This is a genomic window from Pseudovibrio sp. Ad5 (assembly GCF_001623095.1).
Classification (GTDB): Bacteria; Pseudomonadota; Alphaproteobacteria; order Rhizobiales; family Stappiaceae; genus Pseudovibrio.
This window is the reverse complement of the sequence record NZ_LMCH01000057.1, coordinates 23,753-40,782: the sequence shown is the minus strand read 5'-3', so window position 1 is coordinate 40,782 and position 17,030 is coordinate 23,753. Positions and strand designations below refer to the sequence as shown.

The following is a 17,030-nucleotide window of genomic DNA, read 5'->3' as shown; positions in this document are numbered from 1 at the left end:
ACGGATCGTGGCACGTTCGATCTGGAAAGGGCCGTTTATTGACGGTTACCTCCTGAAGAAAGCGGATAAGGTTCGTGAATCCGGCCGGAATGAGGTCATTAAGACCTGGAGCCGACGTTCTACCGTTCTGCCGCACTTTGTGGGGTTGACTTTTGGCGTCTATAACGGTCAAAAGCACATTCCTGTTTTGATCAGTGAAGACATGGTTGGGCACAAGTTGGGCGAATTCGCTCCTTCTCGTACCTACTACGGCCATGGCGCTGACAAAAAGTCAAAGAGGAAGTAGCGATGGGCAAGCAGAAGCATGAGCGGATGCTCCCAGACAACGAGGCAAAGGCGGTTTGCCGCATGCTGCGGGTTTCCCCGCAGAAGTTGAACCTCGTTGCTGCATCCATTCGCGGTAAGAAGGTTGGTACAGCACTTGCTGATCTTACCTTCTCCCGTAAGCGCATTTCAGGCGACGTCAAGAAGACCTTGATGTCTGCTATTGCTAATGCGGAAAACAACCATGATCTCGACGTCGACAATCTTGTCGTCGCCGAGGCTTATGTTGGCAAAGCGCTTGTCATGAAGCGTTTCCAGCCGCGAGCTCGTGGTCGTGTTGGACGGATCCTAAAGCCGTTTTCCAACCTGACTATCGTGGTTCGGGAAGTTGAGGAGACTGCCTGATGGGTCAGAAGATTAATCCAATCGGTTTTCGTCTTGGCATCAACCGTACCTGGGACTCTCGCTGGTTTGCTAGCAAGAACGAATACGGCGATCTTCTTCATGAAGATTTTCGCATCCGCGAATATCTGCTTAAAGAACTTAAGCAGGCTGCTGTATCCAAGGTCGTCATTGAACGTCCGCACAAAAAGTGCCGTGTAACTATTCACTCTGGTCGTCCAGGTGTTGTTATCGGTAAAAAAGGTGCAGACATCGAACGTCTTCGCAAGAAGCTGTCCGAGATGACAAATTCGGAAGTGCACCTCAACATCGTTGAAGTGCGCAAGCCGGAGACCGATGCAGCGCTTGTTGCAGCATCTATCGCTCAGCAGCTCGAGCGTCGTGTTGCTTTCCGCCGTGCCATGAAGCGTGCAGTTCAGTCTGCAATGCGTCTTGGCGCCCAGGGCATCCGTATTAACTGCGGTGGTCGTCTTGGTGGTGCGGAAATCGCACGTATCGAATGGTACCGTGAAGGTCGCGTGCCTCTGCACACTCTTCGTGCAGACATCGACTACGGCACTGCTACAGCACACACCGCTTACGGCGCGTGTGGCGTTAAAGTCTGGATCTTCAAGGGCGAAATCCTTGAGCATGACCCAATGGCTTCTGAACGTCGTGCGACTGAAGGTGGTGGCAAGAGCGAACGCCAAGGTGGCGGTCGGCGTGAGCGCGCTGCGTAAGCAGCGCCTTCACACGGCTTAACTATTAAAGCGAGAGAAAACGATGCTGCAACCAAAGCGTACTAAGTTCCGCAAGCAGCACAAGGGCCGCATCCATGGTAATGCCAAGGGTGGTACGGACCTCAATTTTGGTGCCTTTGGCCTGAAAGCCATGGAACCAGAGCGGATCACCGCTCGTCAGATTGAGGCTGCCCGTCGTGCAATGACCCGTTACATGAAGCGTGCGGGTCGCGTGTGGATCAGAATCTTCCCGGACGTTCCTGTGTCCTCCAAGCCGGCTGAAGTCCGCATGGGTAAGGGTAAAGGTTCTCCTGAGTACTGGGCGTGCCGGGTGAAACCTGGTCGCATCATGTTCGAAATGGACGGTGTGTCTGAAGATATTGCTCGTGAAGCAATGCGTCTGGCCGCTGCTAAACTCCCAATCAAGTGCCGGTTCGTCCAGCGCATTGGTGAGTAATCGGACATCGAAAGGAAAAGGCCATGAAGGCTAGCGACGTAAGAGCTAAGACCTCAGATGAGCTCAAGGCAAACCTGGAAGAACTGAAAAAAGAACAGTTCAACCTGCGTTTCCAGAGAGCAACTGGTCAGCTCGAAAACACCGCTCGTGTCCGTCAGGTTCGCCGGGACATTGCGCGGATCCAGACAGTCTTGCGCGACAAGCGCGTGTCTGACAACGCATAAGGAGCTAATGATGCCAAAGCGTATTTTGCAGGGTGTCGTTGTTAGCGATGCGAACGAAAAGACAGTAACGGTGAAGGTAGAGCGTCGCTTTACCCACCCTTTGCTGAAAAAAGTTGTGCGCCGTACGAAGAAGTATCGTGCACATGACGAAAATAATTCTTACAAGGTTGGCGACACCGTTCAAATTGAAGAGTGTGCTCCAATCTCTAAGAATAAGAAATGGACCGTTGTTTCTACGGAAGCAGCGAGCTAGTGAACGCATCCAGCATTTCTAACTTTTAGAGTGCTGAGAAAGAACAAGGCGACGAGTCATGATTCAGATGCAAACTAACCTCGACGTAGCCGATAATTCCGGCGCGCGTCGTGTCATGTGCATCAAAGTGCTCGGCGGCTCCAAACGGAAGTATGCTGGCGTTGGCGACATCATTGTTGTCTCCGTCAAAGAAGCAATTCCTCGGGGTCGTGTAAAGAAGGGCGACGTGATGAAAGCGGTCGTCGTACGCACGGCTAAAGACATCCGTCGTGCTGACGGCAGTGTGATCCGGTTCGACAGCAATGCTGCCGTCCTGATCAACAACAACAAAGAACCGATCGGAACACGTATTTTTGGCCCAGTTCCTCGTGAACTGCGTGGCAAGAATCACATGAAGATCATTTCGCTTGCGCCGGAGGTGCTCTGATGCCCGCGAAGATCAAAAAGGGCGACAAAGTCGTCGTAATTGCCGGTCGTGACAAAGGAAAGACTGGGGAAGTTCTCCAGATGATTCCATCTGACAACCGAGCTGTCGTGCGTGGCGTTAACTTGGTGAAACGTCACCAGCGCCAGACCCAACAGAGCGAAGGTGGTATCATCACAAAGGAAGCTCCTATTCAGCTTTCCAATATTGCCATTGCTGATCCTAAGGATGGCAAGCCGACCCGCGTCGGTTTCACGACTAATGATGCAGGCGCCACTGTTCGTGTCGCTAAGCGTTCAGGAGACGTGATTGATGGCTGACGCTACTTACACTCCACGGCTCAAGGCGCACTACAATGATGTAGTGCGTGGTGAGCTTCAGGAGAAGTTTAACTACACCAACCCGATGATGATTCCTTCGGTCGAAAAGATCGTTTTGAACATGGGTGTTGGTGAAGCTGTTGGTGACAGCAAGAAGGCTCGTATCGCTGCTGAAGATCTTAGCTTGATTGCTGGTCAAAAGGCGGTTATTACCCGTGCTAGAAAATCTATCGCGACCTTCAAGGTTCGTGAAGATATGCCGCTGGGTACTAAAGTTACACTTCGTCGTAACCAGATGTTCGAATTCATGGATCGTTTGATCACAATCGCGCTTCCGCGTGTACGTGACTTTCGTGGCTTGAATCCGAAAAGCTTCGACGGACGTGGCAACTACGCTATGGGACTTAAAGAACACATTGTTTTCCCTGAAATTGACTACGATAAAGTAGATCAAATGTGGGGTATGGACATTGTTGTTTGTACCAATGCTAAAACCGATGACGAAGCGCGTGAACTGCTGCGCGCGTTCAACTTCCCGTTCCGCAAATAAAAGCGGTATACGGGAAAGGAACGAGGACAGACGATGGCGAAGAAAAGCGCGGTCGAGAAAAACAAGCGGCGCGTAGCTCTTGTTAGTAAATATGCTGACAAGCGTGCTGCCCTGAAGGCCATGGCCAAGGACGAGAGCTTGTCCCTGGAGGAGCGTTTCAATGCACGGCTGAAGCTTTCAAAGCTGCCGCGCAATTCCGCGCCTACACGGGTACGCAACCGGTGTGAAGTCACAGGTCGCCCACGCGGTTACTACCGCAAACTTAAGATGTCGCGTATTGCGCTTCGTGAGTTGGGTTCCCTGGGCAAGATCCCGGGTCTCGTGAAGTCGAGCTGGTAAGGAGTTACTGCTATGTCGATTTCCGATCCAGTCGGGGATATGATCACGCGCATCCGTAATGCGCAGATGCGTCGCAAATCTAAAGTAAGCACACCTGCTTCTAAGTTGCGCGCACACATCTTGGACGTTCTGATTTCCGAAGGTTACATCCGCGGTTATACCGCTGTTGACTTCGGTGCAGGCAAGTCTGAGCTTGAAATTGAGTTGAAGTATTTCGACGGTGAACCAGTGATTCGCACCATTGAGCGCGTATCTAAGCCTGGTCGTCGTGTGTATTCTTCAGTCAAGAACATCCCACACGTTGCAAACGGCTTGGGTGTATCTATTCTGTCTACTCCTCAGGGTGTAATGGCAGACCACGATGCACGTGAGAAAAATGTGGGTGGTGAAGTACTTTGTCGCGTCTTCTGACGCGGCATTGCACGATTAACTAAAATAACAGACAGGTTGATCTTATGTCTCGAATTGGCAAGAAGCCAGTCCCCGTGCCAAGCGGGGTAACGGCAACGATCAACGGCCAGAATGTTATCGTTAAAGGCCCGAAGGGGGAACTCTCCTTCGTGGTCAACGATCTCGTTTCGGTCGATATGGCGGATGATGGTATCCGTCTTGATCCGCGCAACCAGTCAAAGACTGCGCGTTCTATGTGGGGTATGTCCCGCACCATGGTCGCTAACCTTATCACAGGTGTGACTTCCGGCTTCGAAAAGCAGCTGGCGATTACCGGTGTTGGTTACCGTGCACAGGTTCAAGGTAAGACCCTTAATCTTGCTCTTGGTTTCTCTCATGATGTCAAGTTCGACATTCCTGAGGGTGTAGAAATCAAATGTCCGAAGCCGACAGAAATTGTCATCAACGGCATTGACAAGCAGCAGATAGGGCAGGTTGCCGCGAACATTCGTGAATATCGCCCACCTGAGCCATACAAAGGCAAAGGTATTCGTTATGCGGACGAGTTCATCGTTCGTAAAGAAGGCAAGAAGAAGTAACGGTACGGACCATGGCGAATGGAAATTCTTTCGAACGTCGTCGCGCCCGTGTGCGCCGTTCGATCAAAAAGGTAGCGAACGGTCGTCCTCGGCTGTCCGTTTTCCGCTCATCCAAGCAGATTTACGCTCAGATCATCGACGATACCAAGGGTGTAACCCTTGCGTCCGCGTCTACCATTGAGAAAGACGTAAAAGTAGAAAACGGCGGCAATAAAGATGCTGCTGCTGCTGTAGGCAAGCTTATTGCTGAACGCGCTATTGCTGCTGGTATCAAAGAAGTCGTGTTTGATCGTGGTGGTTATATCTATCATGGCCGTGTTCAGGCCTTGGCAGATGCAGCACGTGATAGCGGTCTGAGCTTCTGATCAGCGCCTTTTGGTGCTCCTAGAGAACGGGAAACATTATTATGGCGAGACAGGATAACCGGGATCGTGACGAGCGCGACAGCGAATTTGTCGATAAGCTCGTTCACATCAACCGCGTCGCTAAAGTTGTAAAGGGTGGTCGTCGTTTCGGCTTCGCCGCTCTTGTAGTAGTTGGTGATCAGAAAGGCCGCGTTGGCTTTGGTCACGGTAAGGCTCGTGAAGTGCCAGAGGCCATCCGCAAAGCAACAGAAGCTGCTAAGCGTACTATGGTTCGTGTGCCACTTCGTGAAGGTCGTACTCTTCACCACGATGTTGAAGGCCGTCACGGCGCAGGTAAAGTTGTACTTCGTGCAGCACCTGCCGGTACCGGTATCATCGCTGGTGGTCCAATGCGTGCTGTGTTTGAGACACTTGGTGTCCAGGACGTTGTTGCGAAGTCCCTTGGTACTTCCAACCCGTACAACATGGTTCGTGCGACTTTCGATGCACTGAAAAAAGAAGACAGCCCGCGTTCTGTTGCAGCACGTCGTGGTCTCAAGGTATCTTCCTTGCAGGCTCGTCGTCGTGACAACGATGATGCGGCGCCAGTAAAGGCTGAGGCATAAGCCTCGCTTTTGCTGACTGAGAACAAGGGTTAGTGTCATGGCTAATACTGAAAAGACTGTAACAGTCGAACAGATCGGTAGCCCGCTTCGCCGTCCTGCTAGTCAGCGTGCTACGTTGATTGGTCTGGGCTTGAACAAGATGCACCGTCGTCGTACTCTGAAGGATACTCCAGAAGTACGCGGCATGATCCGTAAGGTTCAGCATCTGGTTCGCGTTTTAGACGAAGCATAAGCGGACCGGGAGAACTATCATGAAGCTCAACGAACTCCGGGATAACCCGGGTGCTGTTTCGGACCGGACCCGCGTAGGACGCGGTATCGGTTCCGGTAAGGGCAAGACCGGCGGCCGTGGTGTCAAAGGTCAGAAGTCCCGTTCGGGTGTTGCTATCAAGGGCTTTGAAGGCGGGCAGATGCCATTGCATCGTCGTCTTCCAAAGCGCGGCTTCACCAATATCTTTGCTAAGGACCTGAACATTGTGTCCTTGGGTCGTGTTCAGACAGCAATCGACGCTGGTAAGCTTGACGCTTCCGCGACGGTGACTGTTGAAGCACTTGTTGCAGCAGGCGTTGTTCGCCGCGTTCTGGATGGCGTACGCCTTCTGTCCGACGGTGAGCTGAAAACAGCTGTAACTTTCGAAATTGCTGGTGCTTCTAAAACTGCTGTTGCAGCAGTTGAAAAAGCAGGCGGCAAGGTCGTAATCAAGGAAGGCAAGGCTTAACAGCCTTGTCTTTTTTTCGGGGTGTATCCAAACTGACCGGAGCGCGGAATGGCTTCTGCTGCCGAGCAACTTGCTTCAAACCTTAACTTTTCTGCCTTTGCTAAAGCCGAGGAACTGAAGAAGCGGATCTGGTTCACGCTAGGCGCGCTTTTGGTTTATCGATTCGGAACCTATATCCCTCTGCCTGGAATTAATCCTGACGCGCTCGCACAGGCCTTCGGAAACGTACAAACTGGCATTGTTGGCCTGTTTAACATGTTCTCCGGTGGTGCTGTCGAGCGTATGGCTATTTTTGCCCTCGGCATCATGCCTTACATTTCTGCGTCGATTATCATCCAGCTTATGACTTCTGTTGTTCCTGCTTTGGAACAGCTGAAGAAAGAGGGTGAGCAAGGCCGGAAAAAAATTAACCAGTACACACGTTTTGGTACAGTGATTCTGGCAACCTTCCAGGCCTACGGTATTTCCGTTGGTCTTGAGGCTGGCGCGAACATTGTTATCGATCCGGGCTGGTTCTTCCGTATTGCAACAGTTCTTACCCTTGTTGGTGGTACTATGTTCCTGATGTGGCTGGGTGAGCAAATCACCTCTCGCGGCATTGGTAACGGCATTTCTTTGATCATTTTCTCCGGTATTGTTGCCGGGCTTCCTTCTGCGATTGCTTCCACTTTGGAACTTGGTCGTCAGGGCGCGCTCGCAACTCCAATCATTCTGGCAGTTATCATACTGTCTGTGGTGGTTATCGGCGTTATCGTCTTCATGGAACGTGCACAGCGACGGTTGCTGATTCAGTATCCACGTCGCCAACAGGGCAATAAGATGTTTGAGGGGAACACTTCGTTCCTGCCACTCAAACTCAATACGGCTGGTGTTATTCCACCGATTTTTGCGAGCTCCTTGTTGCTGGTACCAGCGACTGTAGCCAGTTTCCAAACCGGTGATTCCACTGGTTCGATGGCGTGGTTGACAACAATCACTGCGCTGCTGGGACACGGTCAACCAGCCTACATGGCTCTTTATGCTGCATTAATCATCTTTTTCTGCTTCTTCTACACCGCGATTGTTTTCAATCCGTCGGAGACAGCAGACAACCTCAAGAAGCATGGTGGCTTCATTCCAGGAATTCGTCCAGGCGAACGTACTGCGCAGTACATTGACCATGTGCTAACTCGCATTACGGTTGTCGGTGCAATATACATTACTCTCATTTGTTTGTTGCCAGAGTTCCTGATCTCAGCAACGGGTGTGCCGTTCTACTTCGGTGGTACGTCTCTGCTCATTGTTGTTAGCGTCACCATGGATACCGTTTCTCAGATCCAGGGACACCTTCTTGCTCATCAGTACGAGGGCTTGGTGAAGAAAACGAAGTTGAGGGGGAAACGTAGATGAGATTGATTCTTCTTGGCCCTCCTGGTGCTGGTAAAGGCACTCAGGCAGGTCGACTTGTTGCGGTGCATGGTATTGTCCAGCTTTCTACTGGTGACATGCTTCGTGCAGCTGTTGCAGCTGAAACCGAAGTCGGCTTGAAGGTTAAAGATGTTCTGACACGTGGTGACCTGGTTTCTGATGACCTGATTTGTTCCATCATTTCTGATCGTATTGATCAGGCTGATTGTGCAAAAGGCTTCATTCTGGACGGTTTCCCACGCACCATTGCTCAGGCAGACGCTCTTGGCGAACTGCTTGAGAAGAAGGACCAGAGACTTGATGCTGTTGTGCAGCTAAAGGTCGATGAAGGTATCCTTCTTGAGCGTATCGAAACACGTGCTCGTGAAAGCGCCGAAGCTCGATCCGATGACAATGCAGAGTCTTTGAAGAAGCGTCTTGCAGTTTACAACGAGCAGACAGCCCCGCTTATCAAGTACTATGGTGAGCGGAACATGCTGATGAGCGTTGATGGCATGAAGTCCGTTGACGAGGTTGCTTCAGAGATCGATACGATTTTGAGCACGGTTTAATCCGTGCTTTTTGAAGGCAGGCGCTTGCGCTTGCCTTTATAATAAAGTATAGCCGGCGCACATCGACACCATAATCGATTGGCGCCGGTTTTCCTTGGGAAACCGAGGCTGATCTTTTTGCTGTGTGATGGTGCGCCCTCAACCTGCCTGGTTGTAGGTGTGTTATCGGCAAAAAAATGGGAGAGGGAACAAACGTACCCTCGTAATTGGAGAAAACAAACGTGGCACGTATTGCTGGCGTCAACCTTCCGACGAATAAGCGCGTAGTTATCGCGCTGCAGTACATTCATGGCATTGGTGCGAAGTTCGCGCAGGAAATCACCGAGAAAGTCGGTATTGCTGCAGAGCGTCGCGTCAACGAACTTTCTGATGCAGAAGTTCTGAAAGTCCGTGAAGCAATCGACGCTGAATACACCGTTGAAGGTGATCTTCGTCGTGAAACTGCAATGAACATTAAGCGTCTCATGGACCTTGGCTGTTACCGTGGCCTGCGCCACCGTCGTGGTCTGCCTGTCCGTGGTCAGCGCACTCATACCAACGCTCGCACCCGTAAGGGCCCTGCTAAAGCGATCGCTGGTAAGAAGAAATAACTAGCCGGTTATCCGGTGGAGCCGCCGGCTATACGGCGGTGTAGATATCGAAGTTAGGAAATATAATGGCTAAAGAATCGACGCGCGTGCGTCGTCGCGAACGGAAGAACATTTCTTCAGGTGTCGCGCATGTGAACTCTACGTTCAACAACACCATGATCACCATCACCGATGCTCAGGGCAATGCGATCTCTTGGTCGTCTGCCGGCGCGCTTGGCTTTAAGGGTTCTCGTAAGTCTACCCCTTATGCTGCACAGGTCGCTGCCGAAGACGCTGGTCGTAAGGCTGCTGAACACGGCATGCGTACTCTCGAAGTAGAAGTACGTGGTCCAGGTTCTGGACGTGAATCCGCTCTGCGTGCGCTTCAGGCTGCAGGTTTCGTTATTACATCTATCCGTGATGTAACTCCGATCCCGCACAATGGTTGCCGCCCACGCAAGCGTCGCCGCGTCTAACAGTTCGTTAGGCTAGTTTTCCACCCAGGCAAGGATTAGTTGACTTTTAGGTCAACGGGAAAGCCAGAGGGTTTATGAACGTGACTATTCAAAAAAATTGGCAAGAGCTTATCAAGCCAACTAAACTCGACATTCGTGCTGGCGATGATGCACGCTTTAAGGCTTCTGTGATTGCAGAACCTCTTGAGCGTGGCTACGGCCTGACTCTTGGTAACGCACTGCGCCGCGTTCTGCTTAGCTCCCTTCAGGGTGCTGCAGTGACAGCGGTTCAGATTGATGGCGTTCTCCATGAGTTCTCGTCTATTCCTGGTGTTCGTGAAGATGTGACTGACATCATCCTGAACATCAAGGAAATCGCGCTTCGCATGGAAGGCGAGGGACCAAAGCGTATGGTTCTGCGTAAGCAGGGTCCTGGTGCGGTCTACGCTGGCGATATTGAAACTGTAGGTGACGTTGAGGTTCTTAACCCAGGTCTGCTGCTGTGTAACCTTGATGAAGGTGCGGAAGTTCGCATCGAATTCACTGTAAACACCGGCAAGGGTTATGTTCCAGCTGCCGCTAACCGCCCAGAAGACGCTCCAATCGGTCTGATTCCGGTTGACAGCCTGTATTCTCCGGTTAAGAAGGTTTCTTATAAGGTTGAGAACACCCGTGAAGGTCAGGTTCTTGATTATGATAAGTTGACTTTGACTGTTGAAACTGACGGATCTGTGATCCCTGAAGATGCAGTAGCATTTGCTGCTCGTATCCTGCAGGATCAGCTGTCTATCTTCGTGAACTTCGAAGAGCCACAGCGTGAAGTTCAGGAAGACACAGTCGCGGAACTTGCGTTCAACCCAGCACTGCTGAAGAAGGTTGATGAGCTTGAGTTGTCTGTACGTTCGGCAAACTGCCTGAAGAACGACAATATCGTATATATTGGCGATCTCATTCAGAAGACAGAAGCAGAAATGCTTCGTACACCGAACTTCGGTCGTAAGTCTCTCAACGAGATCAAAGAAGTTCTGGCGCAAATGGGCCTGCATCTCGGTATGGAAGTGGCAAACTGGCCGCCTGAAAATATCGATGAGCTCGCTAAGCGCTACGAAGACCACCAATATTAAAGGAACAGGAACCGAGCGCGTTGCGTGAGGTTCCGGCGATCTGATGTACTAGATCGTAATTGACTTAACAAAGGAGAGGGCCATGCGCCACGGTAATTCCGGCCGCAAGCTCAATCGGACGTCAAGCCACCGTAAAGCGATGTTCGCTAACATGGCAGCTTCGCTCATCCAGCATGAGCAGATTGTTACGACGCTTCCGAAAGCAAAAGAGATGCGTCCAATCATCGAGAAGCTCATCACTCTGGGCAAGCGCGGCGACCTGCATGCACGTCGTCAAGCAATTTCCCAGATCCGTGACACTGCAATGGTAGCAAAACTGTTTGATACCCTCGCAGAGCGTTATGCGGACCGTCAGGGTGGTTATTCTCGCGTGCTGAAAGCTGGTTTCCGTCATGGTGATAATGCACCAATGGCTGTTATCGAGCTGGTTGAGCGCGACGTAGAAGCTAAAGGCGCTGCAGATCGTGCACGCGCTGCTGCTGAAGAAGCTGCTGAGACAGCTGAAGCTGCTGCATAAGCTTTTCGCATAAGCGATTTGAAAAAGGGTGCCTTCGGGTGCCCTTTTTTGTTGCCTGAATGAAATTCACTCAAGAGCTCTTACTTTTTGCAGAACGAATCTGATGAAATAGTTTGCGTAGCGTGAGTTTTAACAGGTGGAACTGAATTGCTCGGGTCAGGTTGCTACTGCAACTTATCATAGTGCAAGGCGCTCCGAGTTTTGTGAGAAAACATAGCTAAATCATATCGGTATTTCAATTTTTCTTCGATTTGAAAAGCATTTTAAATATTTGTTTTAAGCGGAGATTAACACTATAGCCCGACTATGCTCCCAACGTATTACTCGGGGGCAAATATGCGTTCTAAATCTGATGAGAGCGGCTCTGTATCCTCACCTAGAGTCAAAAATTATTTTAATCGTATTGCTGTTCGTCTTCCATTCATTATGGTTGGGCTTGCAATTATTGCGAGTGCCGTTGTGGCATTCCTTGGGTATACGCGTGCTGAGAGCGCGCTGACTGAAGCGAGCAAGACACAGCTCGTACTCGTGGCACAGGCTCGTCGGGATACTCTCGATGAAAAGCTGGAGCGCGTTGATAGCGATATCAAGCGTCTGGTCAAGAGTAGCGCTATGCGCGTTACCATGACCGACTTGCTGGCCTCCATGGATTCTCTGAGTGCAGATAAGGATGACATCCTTAGCTACTTCCAAAAGAGTGGCTCTTCTGTTGCTGATCGTCTGCAGCTGACTGGGAATGGTAACAAGACGCTTTATTCCTGGCGTCATGCTGTTGTTCATCCAGACTTTGTGGCGAGTGTAACCGGTGGAGGTTATGCGGACATCCTGATCATGGATGCAAACGGTCTGGTAATTTACTCTGCGACCAAATCCTCTGAGTTTCTTGAGAGCGTGAAGGATGGCAAACTATCCGGCACATTGCTCAGTCAGGAATTCAATAAGGCGGCGAAAGCCACTGAAGGCGACGTGGTCTATTCTGAGATCGCTCAATATGCGCCTGATGGAAATTCTGCATCTCTTTTGATTTCGGCTCCTGTGTTTGTTGAAGACTTCAACCAGGTCACGTTTAAGGGGGTTATCTCCATTCGTCTCGGCTCTGAGTTCTTCGATAGTGTTTTGCAAAATCGTGAGAATATGGGTGAGACTGGTCAGACCTATCTGGCACGCATTGATGGCACCATCCTTTCCAATCAGGTTCTGTCTGATGTGCCGACGGCACTGGTGAAGAAAGATGATCCAGAGGTTGTTGCCAAAGTTGTTGAAGACCTGCAGGCGAACCTGGAAAGCAATGTTGGTTTTGCTGAAGTGAAGGAACAGTTTGTTCTGGCCCTGCCACTTGGTTTTGAAAAACTCCCAACCGTTATTGTTGCAAAGACTGATGTAAGCGAAGCGCTGGCTGTGGTTCATGCCCTCGCTAAAGAGATCATCATTAGCGGATTGATCGTGTTGGCAGTTGTTGCTGCAATTGGCATCTTCATGGCACGTAGTCTGTCTACTCCGCTTAATCGACTGTCAGCCAATCTTAATAAGATTGCGAACGGCAATCTGGATGTGGAGATTATCTCTGCTCAGCGTAAGGATGAGATTGGCGATATTGGCCGAGCTGTTCAGTCTTTCCAAGTTGGTCTTGTCCGTGCAAGAGAGCTGGATGAGAAACAGGTGCGTGAGCAACATGAACAGGAAGAGCGCGTGAAACGCGTGGATGCTTTGAACGAGAACTTTGATGTTGGCGTTCGAGACATCCTGACCACTGTGACTGATGCTGGCGGTAATCTGGAAACCACCGCGAAGAGTATGGCAAGCATCTCTGAGCAGACCAACACTGAAGCGCAGACGGTGTCTTCAGCCTCTGAACAGTCTTTGATGAACCTTCAGGCTGTTGCGGGTGCTGCTGAAGAGCTTTCTGCGACTGTTGGTGAGATTGACCGTGAGGTTCGTCGTTCTGCTGATGTTTCCAAGCAAGCGGCTGAGAAGGCTGCTGCGGCTGAGGTGTCTGTGAACGGTCTTATGGAAGCTGCTCAGCGCATTGGTGAAGTTGTATCTCTCATCAATGATATTGCTGATCAGACCAACTTGTTAGCACTGAATGCGACGATTGAGGCTGCTCGTGCTGGCGAAGCTGGTAAGGGTTTTGCGGTTGTTGCATCCGAAGTTAAAGGCCTTGCAAACCAGACTGGCCAGGCAACTGGCGAGATCAGTGTTCAGATTCAGTCTGTTCAGGCTGAGACCGAGAAGGCTGTTGCGGCTATCAAGGAAATCAGCACGGTTATTGGTGACGTGAATGAAGCGGCGACTGCGATTGCAGGTGCTGTTCAGGAACAGGCCGTGACTGCAACAGATATCTCCAGCAATATTCAGCAGGTGACTTCTGGTAGTTCTGAGGTTGCTCAGGCTATTACCCGTGTGAGCATGATCGCAAGTGACGCTGGTCATGAAGCAGAGAATGTTCTTGGCGCTGCAAATCAGCTGACACACCAGTCAGAAGAGCTGAAGAACATGGTTGAACAATACCTTGAGAACATCCGGGCAGCCTAAATTCTGTCAGGTTTTATCGAGACGAGTGAGGCGCCGGGGAGACCGGCGTTTTGCGTTTTGAGCAGGTGAGATCTTTTTTAGTACACTCAAACTGTTACTAGTTTGAAATCCACATGCAGTTTTCGGGGATACGAGCTCGCTGCTTAAAACCGACAGATTGGCCTTTTCATTTCCATATTGCAGACTTATCTGTAACCTGCTGCTCCCAAATTTTTTGAAAGAAAATCATTGTGAACTGGGGGCTCTTGCCGAAGGGATTTAAGAATGGGTCAAATCAGGAAGTCAGCTGCTCACCTGCTTTTTTGTGCAGTTCTTGGGACTACTGGCGTTGTTGCAATGCAAAGCACTGGTGCACTGGCCAGTGAAAAGACTGTTCCAACATCTCAAGCCGAGATTTCACTTTCCTTCGCTCCTATTGTGAAGAAGGTCGCGCCAGCGGTGGTGAATGTGTACGCAAGTCGTACCGTGCAAGAGCGCCGCAGAGTTTCTCCATTCTTTGATGATCCGTTCTTCCGTCGTTTCTTTGGTGAGCAATCCGATCGGTTCGCACCTCGTTCGCGCAGCCGCGTTCAAAGCTCCCTGGGCTCTGGTGTGATCGTTTCTGCTGATGGCACGATTATTACCAACCATCACGTTATCGCGGGCGCTGATGAGGTGCGTGTGGCACTTTCTGATCGGCGTGAGTTTGATGCTGATATCATCTTGATGGATGAGCGCACAGATCTTGCCGTTTTGAAGGTGCGCAATGCAGAAGGGGCGTTCCCTGTTGTGCCGTTTGCCAACTCTGATGAACTTGAAGTGGGCGATCTGGTGCTGGCGATTGGGAACCCGTTTGGTGTTGGGCAGACAGTGACGCAGGGAATTGTCTCTGCTGTTGCGCGAAATCAGGTGGGCGTCTCGGACTATCAGTTCTTCATTCAGACAGATGCCGCCATCAATCCGGGTAACTCGGGTGGGGCGCTGGTTGATCTAAACGGTCATCTTGTTGGTGTGAACACTGCGATCTTCTCGCGTTCCGGTGGCTCCAACGGTATTGGTTTTGCAATCCCTGCCAATATGGTGGAAGTGGTTGCTTCAGCTGCTGATGACGGCGGTATCGTGCGCCGCCCGTGGGTTGGCACCAGTGTGCAGCCAGTCAGCTCTGATATTGCTGCCAGCCTTGGGCTGGAGCGTCCTAGCGGGGTTCTGGTGACACGTATTCAGGAAGGAAGCCCAGCTGACCGTGCTGGTATTCGTGTCGGCGACCTGATCATGTCTGTTGGAGGCACTCAGGTGGATGATCCAGATGCTTATGGTTACCGTTTGGCTACGAAGAAAGTTGGTGGTGTTACGCGTTTTGAGATGTTGCGCGGTGGTGAGGCCTTTGCTGTTGAGATCAGCCTTGAGCGTGCGCCGGAAACTGTGGCTAGAGATGAAAGAGAGATCAAAGGGAACTCGCCATTTACTGGTGTACGGGTTATGAATCTTTCTCCTGCTGTGGCTGAAGAGTTGCGCATGTACAACGAGTTTTCAGGCGTTGTAATTGCTGATATTAAAGCTCGTAGTACTGCTGCCTATGTCGGCTTTAAACCCGGTGATATCGTGGTTGAGATTAATGGCGCTGAAGTTCAAAGCACCAAAGACCTTTCCAAGCTGACCGGCACAAAGCAGCGCACCTGGAACATCACTTTCAAACGTGATGGTCAGCTACGACAGGTAAGTTTGCGATAATGCTGTTTTGAGAGTTTTACCCTCCAAAACAGTTTAGAGGAATGTTGAGAGACCATGAGTGATCTATTTTCCGCCAATGGGATGGATCAGCTGGAAGACAGGCCGCTTGCAGACCGCATGCGGCCTCGTGTTCTGGAGGATGTTGTCGGACAAGGCCACCTTTTGGGTGATGCTGGTATTTTAAGCCGCATGCTGCGGTCCGGCTCTCTGGGGTCTCTCATCTTCTGGGGGCCTCCGGGTACCGGTAAGACCACGGTTGCCCGTTTGCTTGCAGATGCTACGGAACTGGAATTTGAGCAGATCTCTGCCATTTTCTCCGGTGTTGCTGATCTCAAAAAGTGCTTTGAGCGGGCTAGAGGACGTCAGATTTCCGGCAAACGGACTTTGCTGTTTGTTGACGAGATCCATCGCTTCAACCGCGCTCAGCTGGATAGTTTCTTGCCCGTGATGGAAGATGGCACCATCACTCTGGTCGGTGCGACGACTGAGAACCCGAGCTTTGAGCTGAATGCGGCGCTGCTGTCCCGTTCGCATGTGTTGACGTTCCATTCACTCGATGAAGATGCGCTGATTGATTTGCTCAAACGCGCGGAAGAGGTGATGGGGCGTGACTTGCCGCTGGATGAGGATGCGCGTTTATCTCTCGTGCGTATGGCAGATGGTGATGGCCGGTCTGCATTGACTTTGGCGGAAGACGTTTGGCGTACGGCTGGCGATGACGAGATTTTCGACACGGAACGCCTTGCGGAAGTGGTGCAGCGACGTGCGCCGATCTACGACAAGACCAAGGACGGGCATTACAATCTCATCTCTGCGCTTCATAAGTCTATTCGCGGGTCGGACCCGGATGCGGCGCTCTACTGGATGTGCCGGATGCTAGAGGGCGGAGAAGATCCGCTATACATCATCCGCCGTTTGACAGTGATGGCTTCTGAAGACATTGGCATGGCTGATCCCAATGCGCTGGTGCAGGTGAATGCTGCACGTCATGCGTTTCAGCTGGTTGGTTCACCAGAAGGGGAGTATGCACTGGCTCAAGCCGCAGTCTATCTGGCTACAGCTCCCAAGTCCAATGCGTCCTATCTGGCTTATAAAGCTGCTCGCATGGATGCGCGGGAACATGGATCTCTTGTGCCGCCAAAGCACATCCTGAACGCACCAACCACGCTTATGAAGAAGATGGGGTATGGTGAGAGTTATCGTTACGATCATGATGAGCCAGATGCGTTTTCTGGTCAGGATTACTTCCCTGAGAAGATGGGCCGGCAAAAATATTATGAGCCGAATGCCCGTGGCTTTGAGCGTGATGTTCAAAAACGACTGAGCTATTGGGATCGCTTGAGAAAAGAGCGCGGCACTGCCTAGAGCTGTCTGTCTGGGTTCTCGTTGGGACGTTGCGACAGAATTCGTTGTTTCGCCTTTTCTGAAAACTGGCGGTCACTTTTCAAGACTACACATAAACTACACGTAACTTTGTTTGGGTTTCCCGATTGCATTCGGGCATCCTAATTCGCACACTGACATATGAGCTT

At 51.1% G+C, this 17,030-nt stretch carries 25 protein-coding genes; all 25 read left to right on the top strand.

All coding sequences use genetic code 11. The features are described 5' to 3' along the window. Positions 1–7: 7 nt before the first annotated feature. The 25 genes from rpsS to PsAD5_RS14800 all read left to right on the top strand — a co-directional run bounded on the left by rpsS (position 8) and on the right by PsAD5_RS14800 (position 16,863). Entirely contained in the window at positions 8–286 is a 279-nt protein-coding gene (gene rpsS / locus PsAD5_RS14920; RefSeq protein ID WP_057463435.1) for a 30S ribosomal protein S19, read from the top strand. A 2-nt stretch (positions 287–288) separates the two neighbouring features. Further along, complete coding sequence (gene rplV / locus PsAD5_RS14915; RefSeq protein WP_057463434.1) at positions 289–669, top strand: 50S ribosomal protein L22; 381 nt, start codon at positions 289–291, stop codon at positions 667–669. Continuing rightward, positions 669–1,385 carry a 30S ribosomal protein S3 gene (rpsC, locus tag PsAD5_RS14910; protein ID WP_057463433.1) on the top strand — a complete coding sequence of 239 codons (717 nt, stop codon included), beginning with the start codon at positions 669–671 and terminating at the stop codon, positions 1,383–1,385. The genes rplV and rpsC overlap by 1 nt, the downstream gene beginning before the upstream one ends. Before the next feature lie 43 nt (positions 1,386–1,428). Next, complete coding sequence (gene rplP, locus PsAD5_RS14905) at positions 1,429–1,842, top strand: 50S ribosomal protein L16 (RefSeq protein WP_057463432.1); 414 nt, start codon at positions 1,429–1,431, stop codon at positions 1,840–1,842. A 23-nt stretch (positions 1,843–1,865) separates the two neighbouring features. Then, on the top strand, positions 1,866–2,066 hold the full coding sequence (rpmC, locus tag PsAD5_RS14900) for a 50S ribosomal protein L29 (RefSeq protein ID WP_063289479.1): 201 nt from the start codon (positions 1,866–1,868) through the stop codon (positions 2,064–2,066). Positions 2,067–2,076: 10 nt separating this feature from the next. Continuing rightward, positions 2,077–2,319, top strand: a complete 243-nt coding sequence (gene rpsQ / locus PsAD5_RS14895; protein ID WP_057463454.1) for a 30S ribosomal protein S17 — start codon at positions 2,077–2,079, stop codon at positions 2,317–2,319. 58 nt (positions 2,320–2,377) lie between these two features. After that, a complete protein-coding gene (gene rplN, locus PsAD5_RS14890; protein ID WP_057463430.1) occupies positions 2,378–2,746 on the top strand; it encodes a 50S ribosomal protein L14 in 369 nt (122 codons plus the stop codon). Continuing rightward, entirely contained in the window at positions 2,746–3,063 is a 318-nt protein-coding gene (gene rplX, locus PsAD5_RS14885; protein WP_057463429.1) for a 50S ribosomal protein L24, read from the top strand. Before rplN ends, rplX begins: the two co-directional genes overlap by 1 nt. Continuing rightward, on the top strand, positions 3,056–3,613 hold the full coding sequence (rplE, locus tag PsAD5_RS14880; protein ID WP_057463428.1) for a 50S ribosomal protein L5: 558 nt from the start codon (positions 3,056–3,058) through the stop codon (positions 3,611–3,613). Before rplX ends, rplE begins: the two co-directional genes overlap by 8 nt. Before the next feature lie 33 nt (positions 3,614–3,646). Next, the gene (rpsN, locus tag PsAD5_RS14875; protein WP_057463427.1) at positions 3,647–3,952 is read left to right on the top strand and encodes a 30S ribosomal protein S14; all 306 of its coding nucleotides are present in this window, start codon (positions 3,647–3,649) and stop codon (positions 3,950–3,952) included. Positions 3,953–3,964: 12 nt separating this feature from the next. Further along, on the top strand, positions 3,965–4,363 hold the full coding sequence (gene rpsH / locus PsAD5_RS14870; protein ID WP_057463426.1) for a 30S ribosomal protein S8: 399 nt from the start codon (positions 3,965–3,967) through the stop codon (positions 4,361–4,363). A gap of 44 nt (positions 4,364–4,407) precedes the next feature. Beyond that, on the top strand, positions 4,408–4,941 hold the full coding sequence (gene rplF, locus PsAD5_RS14865; RefSeq protein WP_063289478.1) for a 50S ribosomal protein L6: 534 nt from the start codon (positions 4,408–4,410) through the stop codon (positions 4,939–4,941). Positions 4,942–4,952: 11 nt separating this feature from the next. Beyond that, the gene (rplR, locus tag PsAD5_RS14860; RefSeq protein WP_057463424.1) at positions 4,953–5,306 is read left to right on the top strand and encodes a 50S ribosomal protein L18; all 354 of its coding nucleotides are present in this window, start codon (positions 4,953–4,955) and stop codon (positions 5,304–5,306) included. Positions 5,307–5,347: 41 nt separating this feature from the next. Next, positions 5,348–5,911, top strand: a complete 564-nt coding sequence (rpsE, locus tag PsAD5_RS14855) for a 30S ribosomal protein S5 (protein WP_063292674.1) — start codon at positions 5,348–5,350, stop codon at positions 5,909–5,911. Positions 5,912–5,948: 37 nt separating this feature from the next. Next, on the top strand, positions 5,949–6,143 hold the full coding sequence (gene rpmD, locus PsAD5_RS14850) for a 50S ribosomal protein L30 (protein WP_057463423.1): 195 nt from the start codon (positions 5,949–5,951) through the stop codon (positions 6,141–6,143). 19 nt (positions 6,144–6,162) lie between these two features. Continuing rightward, positions 6,163–6,630, top strand: a complete 468-nt coding sequence (gene rplO, locus PsAD5_RS14845; protein WP_057463422.1) for a 50S ribosomal protein L15 — start codon at positions 6,163–6,165, stop codon at positions 6,628–6,630. A 48-nt stretch (positions 6,631–6,678) separates the two neighbouring features. Next, positions 6,679–8,019 carry a preprotein translocase subunit SecY gene (secY, locus tag PsAD5_RS14840; protein WP_063292673.1) on the top strand — a complete coding sequence of 447 codons (1,341 nt, stop codon included), beginning with the start codon at positions 6,679–6,681 and terminating at the stop codon, positions 8,017–8,019. Further along, positions 8,016–8,588, top strand: a complete 573-nt coding sequence (locus PsAD5_RS14835) for an adenylate kinase (RefSeq protein ID WP_057463420.1) — start codon at positions 8,016–8,018, stop codon at positions 8,586–8,588. Before secY ends, PsAD5_RS14835 begins: the two co-directional genes overlap by 4 nt. A 221-nt stretch (positions 8,589–8,809) precedes the next feature. Continuing rightward, positions 8,810–9,178 (top strand): 30S ribosomal protein S13, encoded by a 369-nt coding sequence (gene rpsM, locus PsAD5_RS14830; RefSeq protein ID WP_063289475.1) that lies wholly within the window; start codon positions 8,810–8,812, stop codon positions 9,176–9,178. Positions 9,179–9,243: 65 nt separating this feature from the next. Next, entirely contained in the window at positions 9,244–9,633 is a 390-nt protein-coding gene (gene rpsK, locus PsAD5_RS14825) for a 30S ribosomal protein S11 (RefSeq protein ID WP_054664941.1), read from the top strand. 74 nt (positions 9,634–9,707) lie between these two features. Continuing rightward, complete coding sequence (locus PsAD5_RS14820; protein ID WP_057463419.1) at positions 9,708–10,736, top strand: DNA-directed RNA polymerase subunit alpha; 1,029 nt, start codon at positions 9,708–9,710, stop codon at positions 10,734–10,736. Between the two features lie 82 nt (positions 10,737–10,818). Then, on the top strand, positions 10,819–11,253 hold the full coding sequence (gene rplQ, locus PsAD5_RS14815; RefSeq protein ID WP_057463418.1) for a 50S ribosomal protein L17: 435 nt from the start codon (positions 10,819–10,821) through the stop codon (positions 11,251–11,253). 336 nt (positions 11,254–11,589) lie between these two features. Next, positions 11,590–13,788 (top strand): methyl-accepting chemotaxis protein, encoded by a 2,199-nt coding sequence (locus PsAD5_RS14810; RefSeq protein WP_063292672.1) that lies wholly within the window; start codon positions 11,590–11,592, stop codon positions 13,786–13,788. A gap of 264 nt (positions 13,789–14,052) precedes the next feature. Then, on the top strand, positions 14,053–15,498 hold the full coding sequence (locus PsAD5_RS14805) for a Do family serine endopeptidase (protein ID WP_063292671.1): 1,446 nt from the start codon (positions 14,053–14,055) through the stop codon (positions 15,496–15,498). A 54-nt stretch (positions 15,499–15,552) separates the two neighbouring features. After that, the gene (locus PsAD5_RS14800; RefSeq protein WP_057463415.1) at positions 15,553–16,863 is read left to right on the top strand and encodes a replication-associated recombination protein A; all 1,311 of its coding nucleotides are present in this window, start codon (positions 15,553–15,555) and stop codon (positions 16,861–16,863) included. Positions 16,864–17,030: the final 167 nt, after the last annotated feature.

Coding starts and splice junctions, on each gene's coding strand:
- rplV (WP_057463434.1), top strand. CDS start 289: ATGGGCAAGCAGAAGCATGAGCGGATGCTCCCAGACAACGAGGCAAAG.
- rpsC (WP_057463433.1), top strand. CDS start 669: ATGGGTCAGAAGATTAATCCAATCGGTTTTCGTCTTGGCATCAACCGT.
- rplP (WP_057463432.1), top strand. CDS start 1,429: ATGCTGCAACCAAAGCGTACTAAGTTCCGCAAGCAGCACAAGGGCCGC.
- rpmC (WP_063289479.1), top strand. CDS start 1,866: ATGAAGGCTAGCGACGTAAGAGCTAAGACCTCAGATGAGCTCAAGGCA.
- rpsQ (WP_057463454.1), top strand. CDS start 2,077: ATGCCAAAGCGTATTTTGCAGGGTGTCGTTGTTAGCGATGCGAACGAA.
- rplN (WP_057463430.1), top strand. CDS start 2,378: ATGATTCAGATGCAAACTAACCTCGACGTAGCCGATAATTCCGGCGCG.
- rplX (WP_057463429.1), top strand. CDS start 2,746: ATGCCCGCGAAGATCAAAAAGGGCGACAAAGTCGTCGTAATTGCCGGT.
- rplE (WP_057463428.1), top strand. CDS start 3,056: ATGGCTGACGCTACTTACACTCCACGGCTCAAGGCGCACTACAATGAT.
- rpsN (WP_057463427.1), top strand. CDS start 3,647: ATGGCGAAGAAAAGCGCGGTCGAGAAAAACAAGCGGCGCGTAGCTCTT.
- rpsH (WP_057463426.1), top strand. CDS start 3,965: ATGTCGATTTCCGATCCAGTCGGGGATATGATCACGCGCATCCGTAAT.
- rplF (WP_063289478.1), top strand. CDS start 4,408: ATGTCTCGAATTGGCAAGAAGCCAGTCCCCGTGCCAAGCGGGGTAACG.
- rplR (WP_057463424.1), top strand. CDS start 4,953: ATGGCGAATGGAAATTCTTTCGAACGTCGTCGCGCCCGTGTGCGCCGT.
- rpsE (WP_063292674.1), top strand. CDS start 5,348: ATGGCGAGACAGGATAACCGGGATCGTGACGAGCGCGACAGCGAATTT.
- rpmD (WP_057463423.1), top strand. CDS start 5,949: ATGGCTAATACTGAAAAGACTGTAACAGTCGAACAGATCGGTAGCCCG.
- rplO (WP_057463422.1), top strand. CDS start 6,163: ATGAAGCTCAACGAACTCCGGGATAACCCGGGTGCTGTTTCGGACCGG.
- secY (WP_063292673.1), top strand. CDS start 6,679: ATGGCTTCTGCTGCCGAGCAACTTGCTTCAAACCTTAACTTTTCTGCC.
- PsAD5_RS14835 (WP_057463420.1), top strand. CDS start 8,016: ATGAGATTGATTCTTCTTGGCCCTCCTGGTGCTGGTAAAGGCACTCAG.
- rpsK (WP_054664941.1), top strand. CDS start 9,244: ATGGCTAAAGAATCGACGCGCGTGCGTCGTCGCGAACGGAAGAACATT.
- PsAD5_RS14820 (WP_057463419.1), top strand. CDS start 9,708: ATGAACGTGACTATTCAAAAAAATTGGCAAGAGCTTATCAAGCCAACT.
- rplQ (WP_057463418.1), top strand. CDS start 10,819: ATGCGCCACGGTAATTCCGGCCGCAAGCTCAATCGGACGTCAAGCCAC.
- PsAD5_RS14810 (WP_063292672.1), top strand. CDS start 11,590: ATGCGTTCTAAATCTGATGAGAGCGGCTCTGTATCCTCACCTAGAGTC.
- PsAD5_RS14805 (WP_063292671.1), top strand. CDS start 14,053: ATGGGTCAAATCAGGAAGTCAGCTGCTCACCTGCTTTTTTGTGCAGTT.
- PsAD5_RS14800 (WP_057463415.1), top strand. CDS start 15,553: ATGAGTGATCTATTTTCCGCCAATGGGATGGATCAGCTGGAAGACAGG.